The sequence below is a fragment of the Jeongeupia naejangsanensis genome (assembly GCF_016865585.1).
Lineage (GTDB): Bacteria > Pseudomonadota > Gammaproteobacteria > Burkholderiales > Chitinibacteraceae > Jeongeupia > Jeongeupia naejangsanensis.
Window position 1 is genome coordinate 60,541 of sequence record NZ_JAESND010000011.1, and the last position, 19,262, is coordinate 79,802.

The 19,262-nt window shown below is 65.0% G+C and carries 15 protein-coding genes; 11 read left to right on the forward strand and 4 right to left on the reverse strand.

Annotated features, from left to right (window positions below; translation table 11 throughout):
• Positions 1 to 17 precede the first annotated feature (17 nt).
• Genes JMJ54_RS17305 through JMJ54_RS17320 form a run of 4 tightly spaced genes read left to right on the forward strand, consistent with a single transcriptional unit; the run spans position 18 to position 5,439 of the window.
• Positions 18 to 1,601 (forward strand): two-component system sensor histidine kinase NtrB, encoded by a 1,584-nt coding sequence (locus JMJ54_RS17305; protein WP_203539811.1) that lies wholly within the window; start codon positions 18 to 20, stop codon positions 1,599 to 1,601.
• Positions 1,582 to 2,940 carry a sigma-54-dependent transcriptional regulator gene (locus tag JMJ54_RS17310; RefSeq protein WP_203539812.1) on the forward strand — a complete coding sequence of 453 codons (1,359 nt, stop codon included), beginning with the start codon at positions 1,582 to 1,584 and terminating at the stop codon, positions 2,938 to 2,940. Before JMJ54_RS17305 ends, JMJ54_RS17310 begins: the two co-directional genes overlap by 20 nt.
• Positions 2,937 to 3,506 (forward strand): 1,6-anhydro-N-acetylmuramyl-L-alanine amidase AmpD, encoded by a 570-nt coding sequence (ampD, locus tag JMJ54_RS17315; protein WP_203539813.1) that lies wholly within the window; start codon positions 2,937 to 2,939, stop codon positions 3,504 to 3,506. The genes JMJ54_RS17310 and ampD overlap by 4 nt, the downstream gene beginning before the upstream one ends.
• A 43-nt stretch (positions 3,507 to 3,549) precedes the next feature.
• A complete protein-coding gene (locus JMJ54_RS17320; protein WP_203539814.1) occupies positions 3,550 to 5,439 on the forward strand; it encodes a potassium transporter Kup in 1,890 nt (629 codons plus the stop codon).
• Between the two features lie 48 nt (positions 5,440 to 5,487).
• Here the strand turns inward: JMJ54_RS17320 and JMJ54_RS17325 are convergent, their stop codons facing one another.
• The 3 genes from JMJ54_RS17325 to argB form a co-directional block, all read right to left on the reverse strand.
• Positions 5,488 to 6,141: a pyrimidine 5'-nucleotidase gene (locus JMJ54_RS17325; protein WP_203539815.1), complete on the reverse strand. Its 654-nt coding sequence runs from the start codon at positions 6,139 to 6,141 to the stop codon at positions 5,488 to 5,490.
• 29 nt (positions 6,142 to 6,170) lie between these two features.
• Positions 6,171 to 6,602, reverse strand: a complete 432-nt coding sequence (locus JMJ54_RS17330; protein WP_203539816.1) for a CBS domain-containing protein — start codon at positions 6,600 to 6,602, stop codon at positions 6,171 to 6,173.
• Between the two features lie 118 nt (positions 6,603 to 6,720).
• On the reverse strand, positions 6,721 to 7,599 hold the full coding sequence (gene argB, locus JMJ54_RS17335) for an acetylglutamate kinase (RefSeq protein ID WP_203539817.1): 879 nt from the start codon (positions 7,597 to 7,599) through the stop codon (positions 6,721 to 6,723).
• Positions 7,600 to 7,756: 157 nt separating this feature from the next.
• Between argB and JMJ54_RS17340 the strand changes: the two genes are divergently transcribed.
• The 7 genes from JMJ54_RS17340 to JMJ54_RS17370 all read left to right on the forward strand — a co-directional run bounded on the left by JMJ54_RS17340 (position 7,757) and on the right by JMJ54_RS17370 (position 18,354).
• Positions 7,757 to 8,413, forward strand: coding sequence for a TetR/AcrR family transcriptional regulator (locus tag JMJ54_RS17340; RefSeq protein WP_203539818.1), 657 nt, complete (start codon positions 7,757 to 7,759; stop codon positions 8,411 to 8,413).
• A complete protein-coding gene (locus JMJ54_RS17345) occupies positions 8,406 to 9,542 on the forward strand; it encodes an efflux RND transporter periplasmic adaptor subunit (protein ID WP_203539819.1) in 1,137 nt (378 codons plus the stop codon). The genes JMJ54_RS17340 and JMJ54_RS17345 overlap by 8 nt, the downstream gene beginning before the upstream one ends.
• Positions 9,539 to 12,640 (forward strand): efflux RND transporter permease subunit, encoded by a 3,102-nt coding sequence (locus tag JMJ54_RS17350; protein ID WP_203539820.1) that lies wholly within the window; start codon positions 9,539 to 9,541, stop codon positions 12,638 to 12,640. Before JMJ54_RS17345 ends, JMJ54_RS17350 begins: the two co-directional genes overlap by 4 nt.
• A gap of 8 nt (positions 12,641 to 12,648) precedes the next feature.
• Positions 12,649 to 14,001 carry a TolC family outer membrane protein gene (locus JMJ54_RS17355; protein WP_203539821.1) on the forward strand — a complete coding sequence of 451 codons (1,353 nt, stop codon included), beginning with the start codon at positions 12,649 to 12,651 and terminating at the stop codon, positions 13,999 to 14,001.
• 142 nt (positions 14,002 to 14,143) lie between these two features.
• Positions 14,144 to 14,467, forward strand: coding sequence for an H-NS histone family protein (locus tag JMJ54_RS17360; RefSeq protein ID WP_203539822.1), 324 nt, complete (start codon positions 14,144 to 14,146; stop codon positions 14,465 to 14,467).
• Between the two features lie 114 nt (positions 14,468 to 14,581).
• The gene (locus tag JMJ54_RS17365; RefSeq protein WP_203539823.1) at positions 14,582 to 16,708 is read left to right on the forward strand and encodes a UvrD-helicase domain-containing protein; all 2,127 of its coding nucleotides are present in this window, start codon (positions 14,582 to 14,584) and stop codon (positions 16,706 to 16,708) included.
• An 11-nt stretch (positions 16,709 to 16,719) separates the two neighbouring features.
• Positions 16,720 to 18,354, forward strand: a complete 1,635-nt coding sequence (locus tag JMJ54_RS17370; protein ID WP_203539824.1) for a tetratricopeptide repeat protein — start codon at positions 16,720 to 16,722, stop codon at positions 18,352 to 18,354.
• A gap of 6 nt (positions 18,355 to 18,360) precedes the next feature.
• Here JMJ54_RS17370 and JMJ54_RS17375 read toward each other — a convergent pair whose 3' ends face one another.
• A complete protein-coding gene (locus tag JMJ54_RS17375) occupies positions 18,361 to 19,197 on the reverse strand; it encodes a PhzF family phenazine biosynthesis protein (protein ID WP_203539825.1) in 837 nt (278 codons plus the stop codon).
• Positions 19,198 to 19,262: the final 65 nt, after the last annotated feature.

Genomic DNA, 19,262 nt, shown 5'->3' on the forward strand with positions numbered 1-19,262 from the left:
CCAACGCCGCGGACCGCATGAGCGGCCGCGGCGTTTTTCCGTCCGAAGCGCACTGGCGTTCGCTGGCGCTGTTCAACGTCTTCCGGCTGCTGGCCGCGATGGCGCTGTTCTTCAGCATCAGCTGGCGCGTGTGGCTGACCCGTTCGGGCGACAGTTACGATGCCTTCATCGCGCTGGCGCTGACCGACGTGACGCTGTCGGTCCTGTTCGCAATCGGCATCCACCAGCGTCGTCCGGCATTCCAGCTGCAGCTGTCGGTGCAGGCGGTGACCGACATCGCCTTTCTTGTGGTGCTGATGCACCTGCTCGGCGGCATCAAGAGCGGCCTCGGCATCCTGCTGCTGCCGTATCTGGCGGCCGCCGGGCTGATCTCGCGCGGCCGGATGACGCTGTTCCATGCCGCGGTGGCCAGTCTGGCGCTGCTCGGCGAGCAGGTGGTCCAGCTCTGGCTTGGCCAAGCCGGTACCGACGAGTTCTTCGTTCCGGCGCTGTTGTGCACTGCGTGCTTTGCCGTTGCGTGGCTGGCGCACCGGCTGGCCGGTTTCGCCAGCGAAAGCGAGGCGCTGGCGCATGCTCGCGGTGTTGACCTCGAAAATCTGGGCCAGCTCAACGCGCGCATCCTGCAGGACGTCTCCGACGGCGTCATCGTTGTCGATGCGCACGGCCAGCTGCGGCAGTTCAACGCACAGGCACAGCGGCTGATCGATGCGCCGCTGGTGGCCGGGCAGGCACTCGGCGCCTTGCCGGTGCTGGCGAAGGCGCTGAAGATCTGGCGTGCCGATCCGGCCGCGCCGACACCATTGCTGCAGCTGGAAGGCGCTTACAAGACCCTGCGACCGCGCTTCGTGCCGCTGGGGCCGGATCCGCAAGGCAGCGTGCTCGTCTACCTCGAGGACATGGACAGGCTGCGGCGCGAGGCGCAGCAGCTCAAGCTCGCCGCGCTCGGCCGGCTGACGGCCAATCTGGCGCACGAAATCCGCAATCCGCTTGGCGCGATCAGCCATGCCGGCCAGTTGCTTCGCGAGGAGGCCGGCGACAACCTGCTGATGCAGAAACTGACGCGTATCATCGGCGACAACAGCCGGCGGCTGGAGCGGATGGTCAAGGACGTGCTCGAACTGAACCGGCGCGACCGCGTCGACATGCGGCCGATCATGCTCGAACCGTGGCTGACGGCCTTTGTCGACGAGTTCAGCCAAAGCGAGCAGATCCGGACGCCGATTGTCGTCGTCTGCCCCGACAAGGCGGAGATCCGCTTCGACCCGGGCCACCTGCACCAGGTGTTGTGGAATCTGCTGCGCAACGGCTGGCGCTATTGCAGCAAGCGGCCGGACAGCCTGATCGTCAGCGTCGCCAGCAACGATGGCCGCTGGCAGCTCAACGTCGACAACGACGGCCCGCCGGTGGCGCGCGATGCGCTGACGCAACTGTTCGAACCGTTTTTCACCACCGAGTCCAAGGGCACCGGGCTCGGGCTGTATATTGCCCGCGAGATCTGCGCCGCCAATGCGGCACGCCTCGAATATGTGTCGCAACCGGCCGAGGCCGGTGTGCGTTTTCGGATTGTGTTCGGAATGAACGATGGCCAGGAAACCCCGTAACCACCGCCGTGTCCTCGTGGTCGATGACGAGGTCGACCTCGCCGACCTGCTCGAGCTGACGCTGGTCAAGCTCGGCCTCGATGTCGACAAGGCCAACAACGTCGCCTCGGCGCGGGCTCTGCTCGATACGCGCAACTACGATCTGGTGCTGACCGACATGCGCATGCCGGATGGCGAGGGGCTGGACCTGATCCGGCACATCCAGTCGGCTCGGCTCGATGTGCCGGCGGCGGTGATCACCGCCTACGGCAGTACCGACAACGCCGTTGCCGCGCTCAAGGCCGGCGCCTTCGACTATCTGGCCAAGCCGGTGTCGCTCGACCAGCTGCGCACGCTGGTGAAGTCGGCGTTGCGGCTTGAGGATGATCCGGCCGAGCCGGTTCGCATGGATGGCGAAAAGCCCTTGCTCGGCGAGTCGGCCGCGATCCGCCAGGTGCTCGACCTTGTTACCAAGCTCGCCCGCAGCCAGGCGCCGGTCTACGTGACCGGCGAGTCGGGCAGCGGCAAGGAGCGCGCGGCGCGGCTGATCCACGCCGAGTCGGCGCGGACCGACAAGCCCTTCATCGCGGTCAACTGCGGTGCGATTCCGGAGAACCTGGTCGAAAGCGAGTTCTTCGGCTACCGCAAGGGCGCGTTCACCGGTGCCGACAGCGACCGCGACGGCTTCTTCCAGGCCGCGAGCGGCGGCACGCTGTTCCTCGACGAGGTCGCCGACCTGCCGCTGGCGATGCAGGTCAAGCTGCTGCGGGTGATCCAGGAGCGCAAGGTGCGCAAGGTCGGCAGCACGGTCGAGGAGCCGGTCGACGTCAGGCTGATCTCGGCGACGCACCAGAATCTGGCCGACTGTGTCGAGGCCGGCCGCTTCCGGCTCGACCTGTATTACCGGCTCAACGTGATCGAGCTGAAAATGCCGCCGCTGCGGGAAATGGGCGACGACATTGCCCTGCTGGCCCGGCATATCCTGACGCGGCTGGCCGCGTGCAACGGCGTCGAGGTCCCGGCATTCGCCCCCGATGCGCTGAGTGCGCTGCTGCGTTACCACTTTCCGGGCAATGTGCGCGAACTCGAGAACATGCTCGAACGTGCGCTGGCGCTGTCGGATGGCGTGACGATCACGCCGTGCGACCTGCAGCTCGATCGCGACGATGCCGAGCTGGGTGATGCGGACGAAGGCGGCCTGCAGGGGTATCTGGACCGGCTCGAAAAGCAGGCGATTCTCGAAACCATCGAAAAGACCAACGGCAACCGGACCCAGGCGGCGCGGTTGCTCGGCGTGACGTTCCGCAGCCTGCGCTACCGGATGGACCGGCTCGGGCTGGCCGGCAAGGGCGAGGCATGAGCTGGCAGATCGACGAGGCCGGCTGGTGCGATGCCGCGATCGCCGTGCCGAGTCCGAACTGCGACGTGCGGCCGGACGACGTCGAGATCAGTCTGCTGGTCGTGCACAACATCAGCCTGCCCGCCGGCCGTTTCGGCGGCGATCACGTACTGCGGCTGTTTACCAACCGGATCGATCCGCTGGCGGCGCCGGGCTACGACACGCTGGCGACGCTGCGTGTCTCGGCGCACTTCTTCATCCGCCGTGACGGCCGGGTGCTGCAGTTCGTCCCGACGACAGCGCGGGCTTGGCATGCCGGTGTGTCGTCTTGGCGGGGTAGGCCCGGTTGCAACGACGTATCGATCGGCGTCGAACTCGAAGGCAGCGACCTCGTGCCGTTCGAGGACATTCAGTACGATGCGCTGATCCGGCTGGCTTCGGCCCTGCGGCTGCGCCATCCTGTGAAAGAGGTGGTCGGCCATTGCGATATCGCGCCGTTGCGCAAGACCGATCCGGGGCCGTATTTCGACTGGCAGCGAATTCATGCTGCCTTGCCACAGCTCAAGGTTGAGCTGCTTGCCGAGTAAAGTGGCGGCGCTATAATCGGCGGCCAATTTCCAGGGGTTTTCCATGGGTAGTGCAACAAACGAGTCGTCGAAGCAGAGCGGTCTGATGCTTGCGGCGCTCGGCGTCGTCTACGGCGACATCGGCACCAGTCCACTTTATACGCTGCGCGAATGCCTGAACGGCCACATCCCGCTGCCGATCAATACCGAGAACGTCCTCGGCATGCTGTCGCTGATTTTCTGGGGCCTGATGCTGGTGGTGTCGCTCAAGTACGTGATCATCGTGCTGCGTGCCGACAACCGTGGCGAAGGCGGGATTCTTGCGCTGCTGGCGCTGGCACTGCGACAGATGAAGACCGGCAGCCGGCGTGCGCTGGTGCTGACCGCACTGGGGATCTTCGGGGCCGCGCTGTTCTATGGCGACAGCATGATCACGCCGGCGATTTCGGTGCTTTCGGCACTGGAAGGCATCGGCATCGTCTCGCATACCTTCGACCCGTACATCATTCCGATCACCATCGCGGTGCTGGTCGGCCTGTTCGCGATGCAGCGCCACGGCACCGCCTCGGTCGGCAAGCTGTTCGGCCCGGTGATGCTGCTGTGGTTTTCGGTACTCGGCGTACTCGGTGGCTGGCAGATTTTCCACAATCCGACGGTGCTGCACGCACTGAATCCGGCGTACGGCTTCCAGTTCGTCATCGACAATCCGAGGCAGGCCTTCGTGCTGCTTGGCGCCGTCGTGCTGGCGCTGACCGGCGCAGAGGCGCTGTATGCCGACATGGGCCACTTCGGCCGTCCGGCGATCAGCCGCGCGTGGTTCTCGCTGGTGCTGCCGGCACTGACGCTCAACTACTTCGGCCAGGGCGCGCTGCTGCTCGCCGATCCGACCGCGATCAAGAACCCGTTCTTCCTGCTCGCGCCGGGCTGGGGTCTGGTGCCACTGGTGGTACTGGCCACGATCGCCACGGTGATCGCGTCGCAGGCGGTGATTTCGGGCGCATATTCGATGACCAATCAGGCGGTCCACCTCGGCTTCAGCCCGCGCATGGATATCCAGCACACCTCGGAAACCGAGAAGGGCCAGATCTACATGCCGGGGATCAACTGGTTCCTGCTGGTGGCGGTGATCCTGCTGGTGCTCGGCTTCCGCTCGTCCGGTGCTCTGGCATCGGCCTACGGCTTTGCCGTGGTCTGCACGATGCTGATCACGACGATCCTGGCTTTCGCCGTGTTCGGTCACATCTTTACCGGCGTGCGCAAATGGCTGGTCTGCGCCGCACTGGTCGTCCTTCTGGTGATCGATTCGCTGCTGTTCTCGGCCAACGTGCTGAAGATTGCCGAGGGCGGCTGGTTCCCGCTGCTGATCGGCCTTGTCGCCTTTACGCTGATGATGACGTGGAAGCGCGGCCGTGCGCTGCTGTACGAGCGCCTGCTGGAGGGCGAGTTGCCGCTGGAAGGCTTCGTCGAAAGCCTCGAATCGTCGCCGCCGACCCGGGTCGAAGGGATTGCGGTATTCATGACCGCCAGCACCGATTCGGTGCCGCACGCGCTGCTGCACAACCTCAAGCACAACAAGGTGCTGCACGAGCAGGTGGTGTTCCTCAGCGTGAAGACGGCCGACATTCCCTTCGTTTCCAAGCGCGAACGCGTGATCGTGCGACGTCTGGGCGAGAGCTTCTTCCAGATCATCGCCACATACGGCTTCAAGGAAGAGCAAAGCGTGCCCGAGGTGCTGGCCCAGGTCGAGGCACTGCAGGCCGATCTGCGCTTCGACCCGATGCAGACGTCGTTCTTCCTGTCGCGTGAAACCATTGTCGAGGCGAAGTATCCGGCGATGAGCTTCTGGCGCCGAAAGATCTTCTCGCTGATGAACCGCAACGCCACACGTGCGACGCAGTTCTTCAAGATTCCGCCGAACCGGGTGGTCGAGATGGGGACGCAGGTCGAACTCTGACCGGAATGTTCGAACGACAACGGCGACCTTCGGGTCGCCGTTGTCGTTTCAGCGCTGCCGTGACCAGCGCTCGGCCAGTGCGGCAAGGTCGGGAATCTGCCAGTCGGCCCACGACGCGCGCCGGGGGCCCTTGCGAATCAGCACGGTGCCGATGCCGAGCCGGCGTGCCGGCTTGAGATTGATCGCCGAGTCCTCGACCAGCACGCAGCGCGCCGGGTCGAGCCGCCATTGCCGCAAGAGCGCCCGGTAGCCACGCAGTTGCGGCTTGGGTGCGTAGCCGGCCGAATCGATCGCGAAAATGCCGTCAAAACAACGGTCGATCCCCAGCGCGGCCAGCATGGCTTCGGCGTAATCGTGCGGTCCGTTGGTGAACAGGTATTTCCGTCCTGGCAGCCGGGCCAGTGTGCGTTTGAGGCCCGGCATCGGATGAAGCTGGCGGGTCAGTTCGTCGAGCGGATGGCTGTAGGCCAGAAAATGCCGCGGGTCGATGTGCGGGTGGTGACGGATCAGGCCGAGCAGGGTCGCGCCGTGGCGGTGCCAGTAGGCTACGCGCAACTGCGATGCTTCGGCTTCGGGCAGCCGCAACGCATCGGCGATGAACCGGGTCATCGCGGCGTCGATGGTCGGAAACGCATGCCGGTTGGCGTTGTGCAGCGTGTTGTCGAGGTCGAACAGCCAGATCGGTTTGCGGGGTAGCGGCATCGGTGGTGCCCGGCTGCCGCCGGACTGGATCAACGGTGAATGTAATAGACCAGCTGATCGATGGTGAATTGCTGGTCGGCAATGGTCTCACGTACCAGATCGCCGATCGACAGCACGCCCAGCACCCTGTCGTTCTCGATCACCGGCAGGTGACGAATGCGTTTTTCGGTGATCAGCGCCATGCATTCGTCGATGGTCGCTGTCGGCGGTACACAGATCAGCTTGCGCGTCATGATTTCGGACACCGGCGTGCCCGACGAGGTCTTGCCCATCAGCACGACCTTGCGCGCGTAGTCGCGCTCGGAAAACATGCCGACGAGATTGTCGCCTTCCATGACCAGCAGGGCGCCGATATTCATTTCGGCCAGCAGTTGCAGGGCCTGGTAGACGGTCGCGTCCGGCGCGATCGAGAGCGTACCGGAAATCTGTTTTTCGGCGAGTAGGTGGCGGGCGTTTTTCATCGTGGCTCCTGGGTTCGAGTCAACCGCTGTTGCCGCGGTCAATTCCAATCTAGTCAGCCATCGTCCACATGCAAGCCGCCCGGCGATGCGGCCCCGGCATGCCGGGGCCGCGTACCGCTTAGCTGGCGCGGATCATGGTGCCGACACCCTGGCTGGTCAGCACTTCGAGCAGCAGCGCGTGCTTCACGCGGCCGTCGATGATGTGGACCGAATTGACGCCGTTCTTCGCAGCATCAAGCGCCGACGAGATCTTCGGCAGCATGCCGCCCGAGATCGTGCCGTCGGCAAACAGCGCGTCGATCTTAGTTGCGGTCAGCCCGGTCAGCAACTGGCCCTGCTTGTCGAGCACGCCGGGGGTGTTGGTCATCAGGATCAGTTTTTCGGCCTTCAGCGTTTCGGCCAGCTTGCCGGCGACGAGGTCGGCATTGATGTTGTAGCTCTCGCCTTTGCTGTCGACGCCGATCGGCGCGATCACCGGAATGAAGTCGGCAGCGTCGAGGTGCGACACGATGGTCGCGTCGATGCTCTCGATCTCGCCGACCTGGCCGATGTCGACGGTGCCGGCGCCGGCGTCGTCCTTCAGGTAGAGCTTGTGCGCCTTGATGAAGTGGCCGTCCTGGCCGGTCAGGCCGACGGCCTTGCCGCCGTGCTTGTTGATCAGCGAGACGATTTCCTTGTTCACGTGGCCGCCGAGCACCATCTCGACCACGTCCATGGTTTCGGCGTCGGTCACGCGCATGCCCTGGATGAATTCGCCCTTCTTGCCGATGCGGTCGAGCAGCTCGTTGATCTGCGGACCGCCGCCGTGGACGACGACCGGGTTCATGCCGACCAGCTTGAGCAGCACCACGTCGGACGCGAAGCCTTCCTTCAGCTCCTCGTCGATCATGGCGTTGCCGCCGTACTTGATGACGATGGTCTTGTCGAAAAAGGCCTGAATGTAGGGGAGGGCTTCCGAGAGGATCTCGGCCTTTTCCAGCGGGGAAATCGTGGGCATGACGGCTCCTAGCAACGACGGCAATAACGTCGCCGATTCTAGCAAGAATGCGGGTCGCACCGGCGGCTTGTCTGCGCAACAACATGTACCGGCGGACATTGACCGTTACCCGGATGGCATTCAATAATTAAATGAATATTCATTTATTACTGGTGTCATGGATCTCTGCCCCAAACGCTGGTCGCGCCGCAAGGAAGCCAGACCGCACGAAATCCTCGAAGCGGCGCTCGAACTCTTCGCCGAGAAGGGCTATGCCGCAACGCGGATCGACGAGATCGCCGCCCGCGCCGGCGTGACGCGCGGTACGCCCTACCTGTATTTCGCCGGCAAGGAAGAGATCTTCAAGGCGCTGATTCAGGAGCTGCTGTTGCCGGCGCTCGACGAGGCCGAGGCGATGCTCGACGGTTTCGAAGGCAGCGCCGCCGAGCGGCTGCGCCGCATCGTCCATGTCTGGTGGCAGAGCATGGGCGAAACGCGCCTGTCTGCGCTGCCCAAGCTGATGGTGGCCGAGGCTGGCAACTTCCCCGAGGTCGCCAAGCTGTACAACGACCTGTTCATCGTGCGCGGCGAAGCGATTTTCCGGCAGGTGATCGAGGCCGGTGTCGCCAGCGGCGAGTTCCGTACCGTTGATGTCGAATATGCCTTGCACGTGCTGTGCGCGCCGGTGGTGATGGCGATGCTGACGCGCTACATGCCGTACGGCCATGCCGCGCTCGATCCGTTGCGCTATCTCGACTGTCTGCTCGACCTGATGCTGCATGGCCTGCAGCAATGTCCCCAATCCGCCGAATCCAAGGAAAAGCCCGATGCGTAAACGACTGTCCCTGACCGTGATGAGCACGGTGCTGCTGCTGGCCGCGTGCAAGGACGACGCCAGACCGCAGGAGGAAGTCCGCCCGGTCCGCGTGGTCACCGCCGGTGCCGATGCGGCACTGCCTGGCGCCGAGCTGACCGGTACCGTGCGTGCCCACGTCGAGACGCCGCTGGGGTTCCGCATCGGCGGCAAGCTGGTCGAGCGGCGCGTCGACATCGGTGCGGTGGTCAAGAAGGGCGACGTGATCGCGCGGATCGATCCGCAGGACGCGTCGTTGAACGCCGCGGCGGCCGATGCACAGGCGGCGTCGGCCCGCGCGCAGCTGGCCAAGGTGAAGATGGACTACGAGCGCAGCAAGGCACTGTTCGCGCAGAAGTTCGTCAGCCAGGCCGAAGTCGACACCCGCAAGGCGACGTTCGACGCGGCAAGCGAACAGCTGAAACAGGCCGAAGCGCAGAAGCAGCTCGCGCACAACCAGGCCGCTTACGCGACGCTGCTCGCCGATGCCGACGGCGCGGTGACCCGTGTCAGTGCCGAGCCCGGTCAGGTCGTCGCCGCCGGCACGCCGGTCGTGACGCTGGCGCGCGACGGCGTGCGCGAAGTCGGTCTCGACGTGCCGGAAAACCTGCACGGCAAGGTCCGGCTGGGCGACAAGGTGAAGATTCGCCTCTGGGCCCTGCCGGGCAAGGAATTCAACGGTCACGTCAGCGAGATCTCGGCCGCGGCCGATCCGCAGTCGCGGACCTATGCGGCCCGTGTCGTGTTCGACGAACATGTCGCGCAGCTGGGCCTCGGAATGACCGCAAGCGTTCGGCTGGCCGTGCCCGATGCCGCCGTTGCCGGTGGCCAGGTCCGGCTGCCGCTGACGGCGCTGTTCGGTGAAACCGGCAAGCAGCAGGTCTGGCGGCTCGACACCAGGGCCGGCCGCGTCCACGCACTGCCGGTCAAGGTGCTGACGGTGACCGATACCGCTGTCCTGGTTTCGGGCGTCAAGGCCGGAGAGACGATCGTCACCGCCGGCGTGCACCTGCTGCGCGAAGGCCAGCCGGTGAAGCCGCTGGCGACCCCGGCGGCGGTGCCGGCCGGTTCGACGACAACCGACTCGACGACAACGGGAGCCGGCGCATGAACGAACAGGATTTCGACCCGGCGACGCACGCCGGCCGCTTCAACCTGTCGGCGTGGGCGCTCAAGCACCAGTCGCTGGTGCTGTACCTGATGATCATGCTGTCGCTGGCCGGGGTGTTGGCGTACACCAAGCTCGGGCAGAAGGAAGACCCCGAGTTCACCTTCAAGGCGATGGTCGTCCGCGGCTTCTGGCCCGGTGCGTCGGCCGGCGACGTCGAGAAACAGCTGACCGATCCGCTCGAAAAGGCGCTGCAGGGCATCGCGGTTGTCGATTACACCAAGAGCTATTCGCGTGCCGGCGAGGCACTGATCATCGTCAGCCTGCAGGAAACGATCCGCGGCAAGGCCGTCGAGGATGCGTGGTATCAGGTCCGCAAGCGTATCGCCGACATCCAGGTGACGCTGCCGCAGGGCGTGGTCGGGCCGTTCTTCAACGACGAGTTCGGCGAGACCTACGGCAATCTGTATGCGTTCACTAGCGACGGCTTTTCGATGCCGGAGCTGAAAGACTATGTCGAGGATGTGCGTACCGAGCTGCTGCGGATCAAGGACGTCAACAAGGTCACGCTGATCGGGACGCAGGACCAGAAGATCTACGTCGAGTACTCGGCTGCCAAGCTGGCCGCAGTCGGCGTCTCGCCGTTCCAGATCAACCAGGTGCTGGCCGCGACCAATGCGCTGACCCCGGCCGGTGTCGTCGAAGGCCGCGAGGAGCGCGTATTCGTGCGGGTCACCGGCAACTACGACGCTGTGGCCAAGGTGCGCGACACCGTCGTCGACGTGCAGGGCAAGCGTTTCCGGCTGGGCGACATCGCCAATGTCTACCGCGCGACGATCGATCCGCCGACGCTGAAGATGCGCTATCAGGGCCAGCCGACGATCGGCCTCGGCGTGTCGATGCGCCATGGCGGCGACGTGCTGCGAATGGGCGAGCAGATCGACGCGACCTTGGCGAAAGCCAAAGCCAGCCTGCCGGTCGGCGTCGAGTTCCATCCGGTGTCGGACCAGCCTGCGGTGGTCAAGGGCGCGGTGAAGATCTTCATGCATTCGCTCGGCGAGGCCGTGCTGATCGTGCTGGCGGTGAGCTTCCTGAGCCTCGGCTGGCGCACCGGCATCGTCGTTGCGCTGTCGATTCCGCTGGTGCTGGCGCTGACTTTTCTGGGCATGTTCGCAGCGGGAATCGACCTGCAGCGGATCTCGCTCGGCGCGCTGGTGATCGCCCTCGGCCTGCTCGTCGACGATGCGATCATTGCGGTCGAGATGATGGCGCTGAAGCTGGAGCAGGGCTGGGACCGCTTCCGTGCGGCGACCTTTGCGTACACGAGCACGGCCATGCCGATGCTGACCGGTACGCTGATCACTGCCGCCGGCTTCCTGCCGGTCGGGCTCGCCAAGTCCAACGCCGGCGAGTACACGTTCTCGATCTTCGCCGTCGTCGGCATCGCACTGATGCTGTCGTGGATCGTCGCGGTGGTGTTCACCCCCTACATCGGTTTCAAGCTGCTGCCCGAACAGGCGAAGCACGAGGCCCACGACGTCTATCAGGGCCGTTTCTACCGGCGTTTCCGCACGCTGGTGACGTGGTGCATCACCTGGCGCAAGACGACCATCGCCGCGACTGCTGTGGCCTTTATTGCTGCCATCGTCGTGTTTGCGACGTTGATCCCGAAGCAGTTCTTCCCGGCGTCGAGCCGGCCGGAGCTGATGGTCGATCTGTGGCTGCCGTATGCGGCGTCGTACCAGGCGACCGAGGCCGAGGCGAAAAAGCTCGAGGCCATCCTGATGAAGGACCCGGATGTCGAAAGCGTCACGACTTACGTCGGCGTCGGCTCGCCGCGTTATTACCTGCCGCTCGACGAGCAGATGCCCAACCTGAACTTCGCCCAGTTGACGGTGATGACCAAGGGCGAGAAGGTGCGCGAGAACGTGTTCAAACGCGTCAGCACGCTGTTCGCCAACGACTTCGCCCAGGTCCGCGGCCGGGTGACGCGACTCGAGAACGGCCCGCCGGTCGGTTACCCGCTGCAGTTCCGCGTGTCCGGCGAGGATGTCGGCGAACTGCGCCGGATCGGCGAGCAGGTGGCCAAGGCCATGCGCGCCAATCCGCATGCCCGCGAGGTGCACTTCGACTGGAGCGAGAAGGTCAAGGTGCTGCGGATCCACGCCGATCAGGACAAGCTGCGCGAAGCCGGCCTGACGACGCAGCAGCTGGCGCAGTACCTGCAGCTGGCGGTGTCCGGCGTCACGGCGACGCAGTACCGCGAAAACAACGAGCTGATCGACGTCGTCGCCCGGCTGGTGCCGAACGAGCGCACCTCGCTGACGGCGATTCGCGACCTGCCGGTCAAGCTCGCCTCGGGCCGCAGCGTACCGCTGTCGCAGCTCGGCGACGTGGTGCTCGAGGCCGAGGAAAGCCTGATCTGGCGCCGCAACCGGGTGCCGACGCTGTCGGTGCGGGCGGATGTCAACGGCGCGCAGGCCCCCGACATCGCCAAGGCACTGCAACCGGAGATCGCCAAAATCGAGGCGGGGCTGCCGGCCGGCTACCACATCGAGGTCGGCGGCACGCTTGAAGCGTCGAAGATCGGCGAGGATTCGATCGGCGCGGTGATGCCGCTGATGCTGATCGTGGTGATGACCTTGCTGATGATCCAGCTGCAGAGCATCCAGCGGATGATCATGGTGCTGCTGACCGCGCCGCTCGGCCTGATCGGCGTGGCGATCGCGCTGTTGTTGTTCAGGGCGCCGTTCGGCTTCGTCGCGACTTTGGGTGTGATCGCGCTGTCTGGCATGATCATGCGCAATTCGGTGATCCTGATGGACCAGATCGAGCAGGACATCCGTCACGGGCATCCGGCCTGGACCGCAGTGATCGAATCGGCGGTGCGGCGTTTCCGGCCGATCATGCTGACCGCGGCGGCGGCGATCCTAGCGATGATTCCACTGACACGCGACACCTTCTGGGGCCCCATGGCCATCGCGATCATGGGCGGGCTGTTCGTCGCGACGGTGCTGACGCTGCTCTTCCTGCCGGCCCTGTACGCGGCGTGGTTCCGGGTCAGGCCGCCCGTGCCGGAACGCACGGTGACACAACAATGAGAACAACGATGAAACGATCATGGATGGCAGTGGTGCTGGCCGGCGCGGTGCCGCTCGCCGGTGCGACCGACCTGATGGATGCGTGGCGTGCCGCGCGTGGCTACGATGCGGCGTTCGCCGCTTCGCGGTCGGCGCTGACCGCCGGGCGCGAGAGAACCAATCAGGGCAACGCCTTGCTGCTGCCGCAGGTGACGCTGAGCGGCAATGCCGGAGCGGCATCGACCGATTACCGCGCCGGGCAGGCGAGTTTGCTGAACCCGAACTACGACAGTCACGGTGGTCAGTACGGACTCAAGGTCACGGCGGCGCAGCCGATCTATCGCGCCGATGCCTTTGTCGGCAGCGACCAGTTGAAGAAGCAGGCCGATCAGGCCGAGGTGCAGTATCGTGCCGCCGAGCAGGACCTGATCCTGCGCGTCGCCAAGGCCTACTTCGAAGTGATTGCGGCCGAAGAAGCCGTGCGTTTCTCCGGAGCGCAAAAGCTGGCCGTTGGCCAGCAGCTGGCGCAGGCCAAGAAATCGTTCGAGGTCGGCACCGCGACGATTACCGATACGCATGAAGCGCAGGCCCGCTACGACTCGATCATCGCGACCGAAATCAATGCGCAGAACGATCTGGAGGTCAAACGCAACGCCTTTACCCAGCTGACCAATCAGGATCCGACCGTGCTGGCGAAGATTTCGACCAAGCTCGAACCGTCGCCACCGCAGCCGAACTCGATGGCCGACTGGCTCGTGCGCGCCGACACCGGCAGCCTGACCATCGCCGGGCAGAAGCTCGGCCTCGACATCGCCACGCGCCAGATCGACCGTTATCGCCTGTCGACCTTGCCGACGCTCGATCTCGTCGCCAGTTACGGCAGCGACTGGGCCGGCGACGGGCTGTCGCGTGCCGGGGGGGCCGACCGGACGACCAATGGCGTGATCGGCCTGCAGTTGTCGATTCCGCTGTTCACCGGTGGCAACCGCAGTTCGCAGTACCGCGAGGCCATTGCGCTCGAAGAGCAGCAACGCCAGACCCTCGAAGCGACGCGCCGTGATGCGGCGCAGTCGACCAAGCAGGCCTTCCTCGGCGTGCAGAACGGCGCGGCGCAGGTCAGGGCGCTGGAGCAGGCCGAAGTCTCGGCGAAATCATCGCTCGAATCGACCAAGCTGGGCCGCGACGTTGGCGTGCGCACAACGGTCGACGTGCTCAATGCCGAACAGAATTATTACCAAACGCGCTTCAATCTGGTGGTGACCCGTTACCAGTATCTCTTCGCCAGACTGCAGCTCGCCGCGGCCGTCGGTGCGCTGGACGAGGCGCAATTGCAGGATATCAACCGCTGGCTTGATTCGAATCCGGCCTTGCGGAACGGATAGTCGTTTTCTCAATAAGTATTTTCTTATTGAGAAGATAAGCGGAATTGGATTTGTGCTTTGCTTGAAATGGCTGAAATGGCTGTGCATAATTGATCGGGAAATGTGACGCATCGTCATAACATCCCGAACAAGGAGCGACCAAATGGAACTGTCCGGCTTCAGCCTGCCGCAGCTGTATGAACTGCAAAAGAAGATCGCTGTCGAAATCGAAAACCGCAAGGTCACCGACAAGCACGATCTGCTGGTCGAAATCCAGAATCTGGCTGCGGCCAAGGGTTTCTCGCTGAACGAAGTGCTTGGCGTTGAAGCAGCCAAAAAGCTCGGCAAGAAAGTCGCCGTTGCCGGCAAGCCGCAGTTTGCCAACCCGAATGACCCTAGCCAAACCTGGTCGGGCCGCGGCCGCAAGCCGCAATGGGCGATCGATTGGCTCGCCACCGGCAAATCGCTGGACGACCTGCGCGTCTGATTCGTCGGGTGTCCGTAAAAAAGGCAGCGTAAAGCTGCCTTTTTTCATGCCCGCAGCATTCGAGCGTCGCGGGCGGAACCGGTACAATCGCCGTTTTGCCCGGGCTGTATCCTCATGGCGCATCCGCTGACCGACTCCCTCAATCCCGAACAGGCCGCTGCGGTCGAGTTGCCGATGTCGCATGCGCTGATCCTCGCCGGCGCCGGCAGCGGCAAGACGCGGGTGCTGACGACGCGCATCGCCTGGCTTCTGTCGACCGGCCAGCTCAGCCCGGCCGGCGTGCTGGCGGTGACGTTCACCAACAAGGCCGCCAAGGAAATGCTGGCGCGGCTGACCGCCATGCTGCCGCTGAACCCACGCGGGCTCTGGATCGGTACCTTTCACGGCCTGTGCAACCGCATGCTGCGGCTGCACCACCGCGACGCCGGTCTGCCGGCGACATTTGCAATCCTGGATTCGACCGATCAGCTGGCTGCGATCAAGCGCGTACTCAAGGCGCTGAGCGTCGACGACGAGCGCTTTCCGCCCAAGACGGTGCAGCAGTACATCAACGGCCAGAAGGAAAACGGCCTGCGCGCAGCGGCGGCCGAAGCCTGGGACGATTTCTCGCGAACCCTCAGGGCGATCTATGCCGAGTACGAGACGCAGTGCCGCCGCGAGGGCGTGGTCGATTTCGCCGAATTGCTGCTGGCCTGCTTCGAACTGCTCGATCGCAATGCCTCGCTGCGTGAGCATTACCGCTCGCGTTTCCGGCAGATTCTGGTCGACGAATTCCAGGATACGAACCGGCTGCAATACGCCTGGCTCAAGCTGCTGGCCGGGCCCGATAACGCGATTTTCGCCGTTGGCGATGATGACCAGTCGATCTACGCATTCCGTGGCGCCAATGTCGGCAATATGTTCGACTTTCAGAAAGATTACGCGGTCAGGCATGTGATCCGGCTCGAGCAGAATTACCGCTCGCACGGCAATATTCTTGATGCGGCCAATGCGGTGATCGCCAATAACCGCGAACGGCTGGGCAAGACCTTATGGACGTCGGAGGCCGGCGGCGAGCGGATCCGCGTATTCGAGGCGGCCAGCGATTTCGAGGAAGCCGATTTTGTCGTCGACGAAGTCGGCCAGCTGACCCGTGACGGCGTCGACGCCAACGAAATTGCCGTGCTGTATCGCTCGAATGCGCAATCGCGTGCGATCGAGCATGCACTGGTGCAAGCCGGCATTCCGTATCGCGTCTATGGCGGACTCCGCTTTTACGAACGGCAGGAAGTCAAACACGCACTGGCGTATTTGCGGCTGATCGCCAATGCCGACGACGACAATGCCTTGCTGCGCATCATCAACTTCCCGACCCGGGGCATCGGCAACCGCACGATCGAAACGCTGCAGGAAACCGCGCGTATGACCGGCACCAGCCTCTGGCTGGCCGCGTGTTCGGGCGGCGCCGGTCGCAGTGCGGCGGCGGTGGGGCGATTTGTCCATCTGGTCGAGGCGATGCGCCAGGGCAGCGAAGGGCTGGCGCTGCCCGAACTCGTGTCGCTGGTGATCAAGGAGTCCGGGCTGGGCGAGCACTACCGCAACGACAAGGACGGCGAGGAGCGCCTCGCCAACCTCGGCGAACTCGTCAGTGCGGCGGCGGCCTTCGTCACCGAGGACGAAAACGACATCGCGGCCTTCCTTGCCAATGCCAGCCTCGAGGGCGGCGAGCGCGAAGCCGGCGCCGGCGAGGCGGCGGTGCAACTGATGACGGTGCACTCGGCCAAGGGGCTCGAGTTCCATTCGGTGTTCCTGACCGGGATCGAGGAAGGGCTGTTCCCGCACGACAACAGTGCCGGTGACCCGAAGGGACTCGAGGAGGAGCGCCGGCTGATGTACGTAGCGATCACCCGCGCGCGGCGACGCCTGTACCTGACGCTGGCGCAGAGCCGCATGCTGCACGGGCAGACGCGCTATGCGGTCGCCAGTCGTTTCCTCAACGAAATCCCGCAGGATCTGCTGCATTTCCTCAACCGAGGCTATGCGCCGCAGGCCGCCGCCGCGCCGGTCAGGGCGCCGGGGCGCAAGAACACGCCGGACCATGGGCTGGCGATCGGCATGAACGTGAAGCACCCGAAGTTCGGCATCGGTGTCGTGACCGATCACGAAGGCGGTGCGACCGGCAACGTGCAGGTCAACTTCCGTGAACACGGCGTCAAGTGGCTGGCCGTTGCATATGCCAAACTCGAACCATTGACCGACTGAAGCGTTCGCCGATGAGCCACACCAGCCGCGCCCTGATCATCGAACCCGCCTCCGAGGTGAGGGCGATGCTCGCGCGCGGGCTGCTCGAGGCCGGCGTCGGCGAGGTCGACTATGCGGCACGCACCGGCGATGCCTACGGCAAGCTCAAGCAGACGCCGTACGACATCGTGCTGTGCGAGTACGACCTCGGCCAGTCGTTCGACGGCCTGCATTTTTTCGAAGCCTGCCAGACGCAGCAACTGCTGAAACCGTCGTGCGTGTTCATGATCGTCACCGGCGAGCGGCGGCTGGCGCAGGTGATGAGCGCGGCCGAGCTGACGCCGGACGCGTATCTGCTCAAACCGTTTTCGGGCAGCGACCTGCTCGATCGTCTGGCCCGGGCGATGGCCCGCAAGCGCCAGCTGCGGGCCATCGACGACGCCAGCCGCGCCGGCGACTATCTGGCTGCGATTGCCGCCTGCAATACCGAGCTGTCGAGCGCGACACCGGCCGAGCGCCCCGATCTGCTGCGGCACAAGGGCCGCTTGCTGGGGCTGCTGGGCGAGCACGCGCTGGCACGCGACTTCTATCGCGAGCAACTCGCCGACGGTGACTGGCCCTGGGCCCAGATGGGACTGGCGCGTTCGCTGTTCGAACTCAAGCAGTACGACGAAGCCAGACTGCTGTTCGAACGGGTCAGGGCCGAACACGAGCTGGTCATGGACGCCTACGACGGGCTGGCGAGAACGCTGGCGGCGCAGGGTGACGGCGAAGCGGCGCAGGCCGTGCTCGAACAGGCGGTGACGCGATCACCGCTTGTGGCCCGGCGTCAGCGCGCCCGTGGCCGTCTGGCGCTGCGCAACGGCGCGCTCGATGTCGCGCAGGCGGCGCTGAGTCAGGCGGTGCAGCTCAATCGCGGTTCTTTCTGGCGTGATCCGGCGCTGTATGGCGAACTGGCGCGGGTGCAGCTGGCGCAGGGCGACATCGGTGGTGCACGGCGCACTGCCGCACAGTTGATGCATGATTTTCGTGGTGACGAGGTCGGTCAGGCGGTCGCCGAGATGATCGAAGGCGCGAGCTTCATGCTTGCCGGCGAGAAGGACAAGGCACGCAAGCTGATCACCGGCGCGGCCACGCGGCTGGGCGCGCGCGACGATGCGCCGGCCGGCGCACTGCTCGAGGCCGCGCAGGCGTGCGTCATGCTTGGCGACGGCGGCGATGCCGAGAAGCTGGTCCGTCGTGCACTGAGCAGCCGGCACGACGATGTCGAAATCGTCGCCGGCGTCGAAGCGCTGTATGCCGGCATGGGCCGGCCGGAGGCGGGTGCGGCGCTGATTCAGGAGGCCGCGCGGGACATCCTCGAACTCAACAACGACGCGGTGCGCGCGGCGCAGGAAGGCGATCTGCGCGGCGCGGCCGAGCGCTTCATCGTGGCGCTGGACCGGTTGCCGGGCAATGTCGGTGTCCTGCTCAATGCCGCCAACGCGCTGCTGAGTTGCGTCAACCGGACGGGCTGGGACGCCAACTACATGCAGATTGCGCAGACCGCCCTGCAGCGCGCGCAGCGGATCGAGCCGGGTAACGGCCGGGCCCGGCAGTTGCAGGACGTCTGGCTGCGAACGAAGCGCCGTTTCGGCATCGACGCGGCGCAGGGCGACGAGCCCTGAACCGATTCAGAGCTCGACCCGGCCTTCGCCCACGATCCAGACCCGCCCACCGACACCGATGGCACGATCGGCACCGATCTGCAGGTGCAGGACCGAAAGCCGCGTGTTGGGCCGATGGATCGTGTGTCCTTGTTCGACCTTGAGCCGGCAGGGCTGTTCGCCGCCTGTCGCGAGCAGCCAGCCACCGAGATTGGCGACCGCGCTGCCGGCACCGAAGTCCTCGTAGACGTTGAACGAGTCGCTGCTGAAAAAACGCAGCATCGCGATATCGCCGTCGCGATGCCACAGCGCCAGCTGGGCGATGTGCTGGCCGTTCGCGGCGAGCTGAGCCAGCAGGGCCGGATGCGGTGCCGCCTGCAGTACGGCCTGGCGCGAACGCAGCGGAACCATCAGCTGCGCGAGCCCGGTATCGATCATCAGTGCCGGCGCGGCGATGTCGCGGGCATCGACACTGAGTGCGCTGGCAATCTCCATCGTGCCGGCTGCCGCAGGCTGGGTGCGGTTGGCCCAGGCGCGGAACCAGTAGGCGTGCTCGTCGTACGACAGCTGGATCGGCCCGTAGCGCCCCGGCAGGCTTTCGGGGCAGCGACCGGTTTCCCGGTGCAGCACCGCAGCGGCGGCCAGTTGCGCCAGCCCGGAGAACGGCAGCGTGAATTGCGGCGTGACGCAGCGGATGGCGCCGGCGTCGCGGGTGACGAAGACGGACTCGGACTGGTTCAGCTGGTAGGCCAGCTGGCGCATCACCGCATCGTCGGGCAGGGTGTCAACAAGGAAGACCGCCACCGGGGCACCGGAGGCGCGACGCTCGGCAAAACCGTTGATCAGGAAAAACTCGTATTGCAAGGGCGGCGCTCCGGTGGGGCAAAGCGATGGCGAAGGGCTTCTGTTGCGACGACTTGTTGCTACAA

Bases quoted from the DNA above. Each gene is read 5' to 3' on its own strand.
- JMJ54_RS17305 (WP_203539811.1), top strand. From the start codon at position 18: ATGAGCGGCCGCGGCGTTTTTCCGTCCGAAGCGCACTGGCGTTCGCTG.
- JMJ54_RS17310 (WP_203539812.1), top strand. From the start codon at position 1,582: ATGGCCAGGAAACCCCGTAACCACCGCCGTGTCCTCGTGGTCGATGAC.
- ampD (WP_203539813.1), top strand. From the start codon at position 2,937: ATGAGCTGGCAGATCGACGAGGCCGGCTGGTGCGATGCCGCGATCGCC.
- JMJ54_RS17320 (WP_203539814.1), top strand. From the start codon at position 3,550: ATGGGTAGTGCAACAAACGAGTCGTCGAAGCAGAGCGGTCTGATGCTT.
- JMJ54_RS17325 (WP_203539815.1), bottom strand. From the start codon at position 6,141: ATGCCGCTACCCCGCAAACCGATCTGGCTGTTCGACCTCGACAACACG.
- JMJ54_RS17330 (WP_203539816.1), bottom strand. From the start codon at position 6,602: ATGAAAAACGCCCGCCACCTACTCGCCGAAAAACAGATTTCCGGTACG.
- argB (WP_203539817.1), bottom strand. From the start codon at position 7,599: ATGCCCACGATTTCCCCGCTGGAAAAGGCCGAGATCCTCTCGGAAGCC.
- JMJ54_RS17340 (WP_203539818.1), top strand. From the start codon at position 7,757: ATGGATCTCTGCCCCAAACGCTGGTCGCGCCGCAAGGAAGCCAGACCG.
- JMJ54_RS17345 (WP_203539819.1), top strand. From the start codon at position 8,406: ATGCGTAAACGACTGTCCCTGACCGTGATGAGCACGGTGCTGCTGCTG.
- JMJ54_RS17350 (WP_203539820.1), top strand. From the start codon at position 9,539: ATGAACGAACAGGATTTCGACCCGGCGACGCACGCCGGCCGCTTCAAC.
- JMJ54_RS17355 (WP_203539821.1), top strand. From the start codon at position 12,649: ATGAAACGATCATGGATGGCAGTGGTGCTGGCCGGCGCGGTGCCGCTC.
- JMJ54_RS17360 (WP_203539822.1), top strand. From the start codon at position 14,144: ATGGAACTGTCCGGCTTCAGCCTGCCGCAGCTGTATGAACTGCAAAAG.
- JMJ54_RS17365 (WP_203539823.1), top strand. From the start codon at position 14,582: ATGGCGCATCCGCTGACCGACTCCCTCAATCCCGAACAGGCCGCTGCG.
- JMJ54_RS17370 (WP_203539824.1), top strand. From the start codon at position 16,720: ATGAGCCACACCAGCCGCGCCCTGATCATCGAACCCGCCTCCGAGGTG.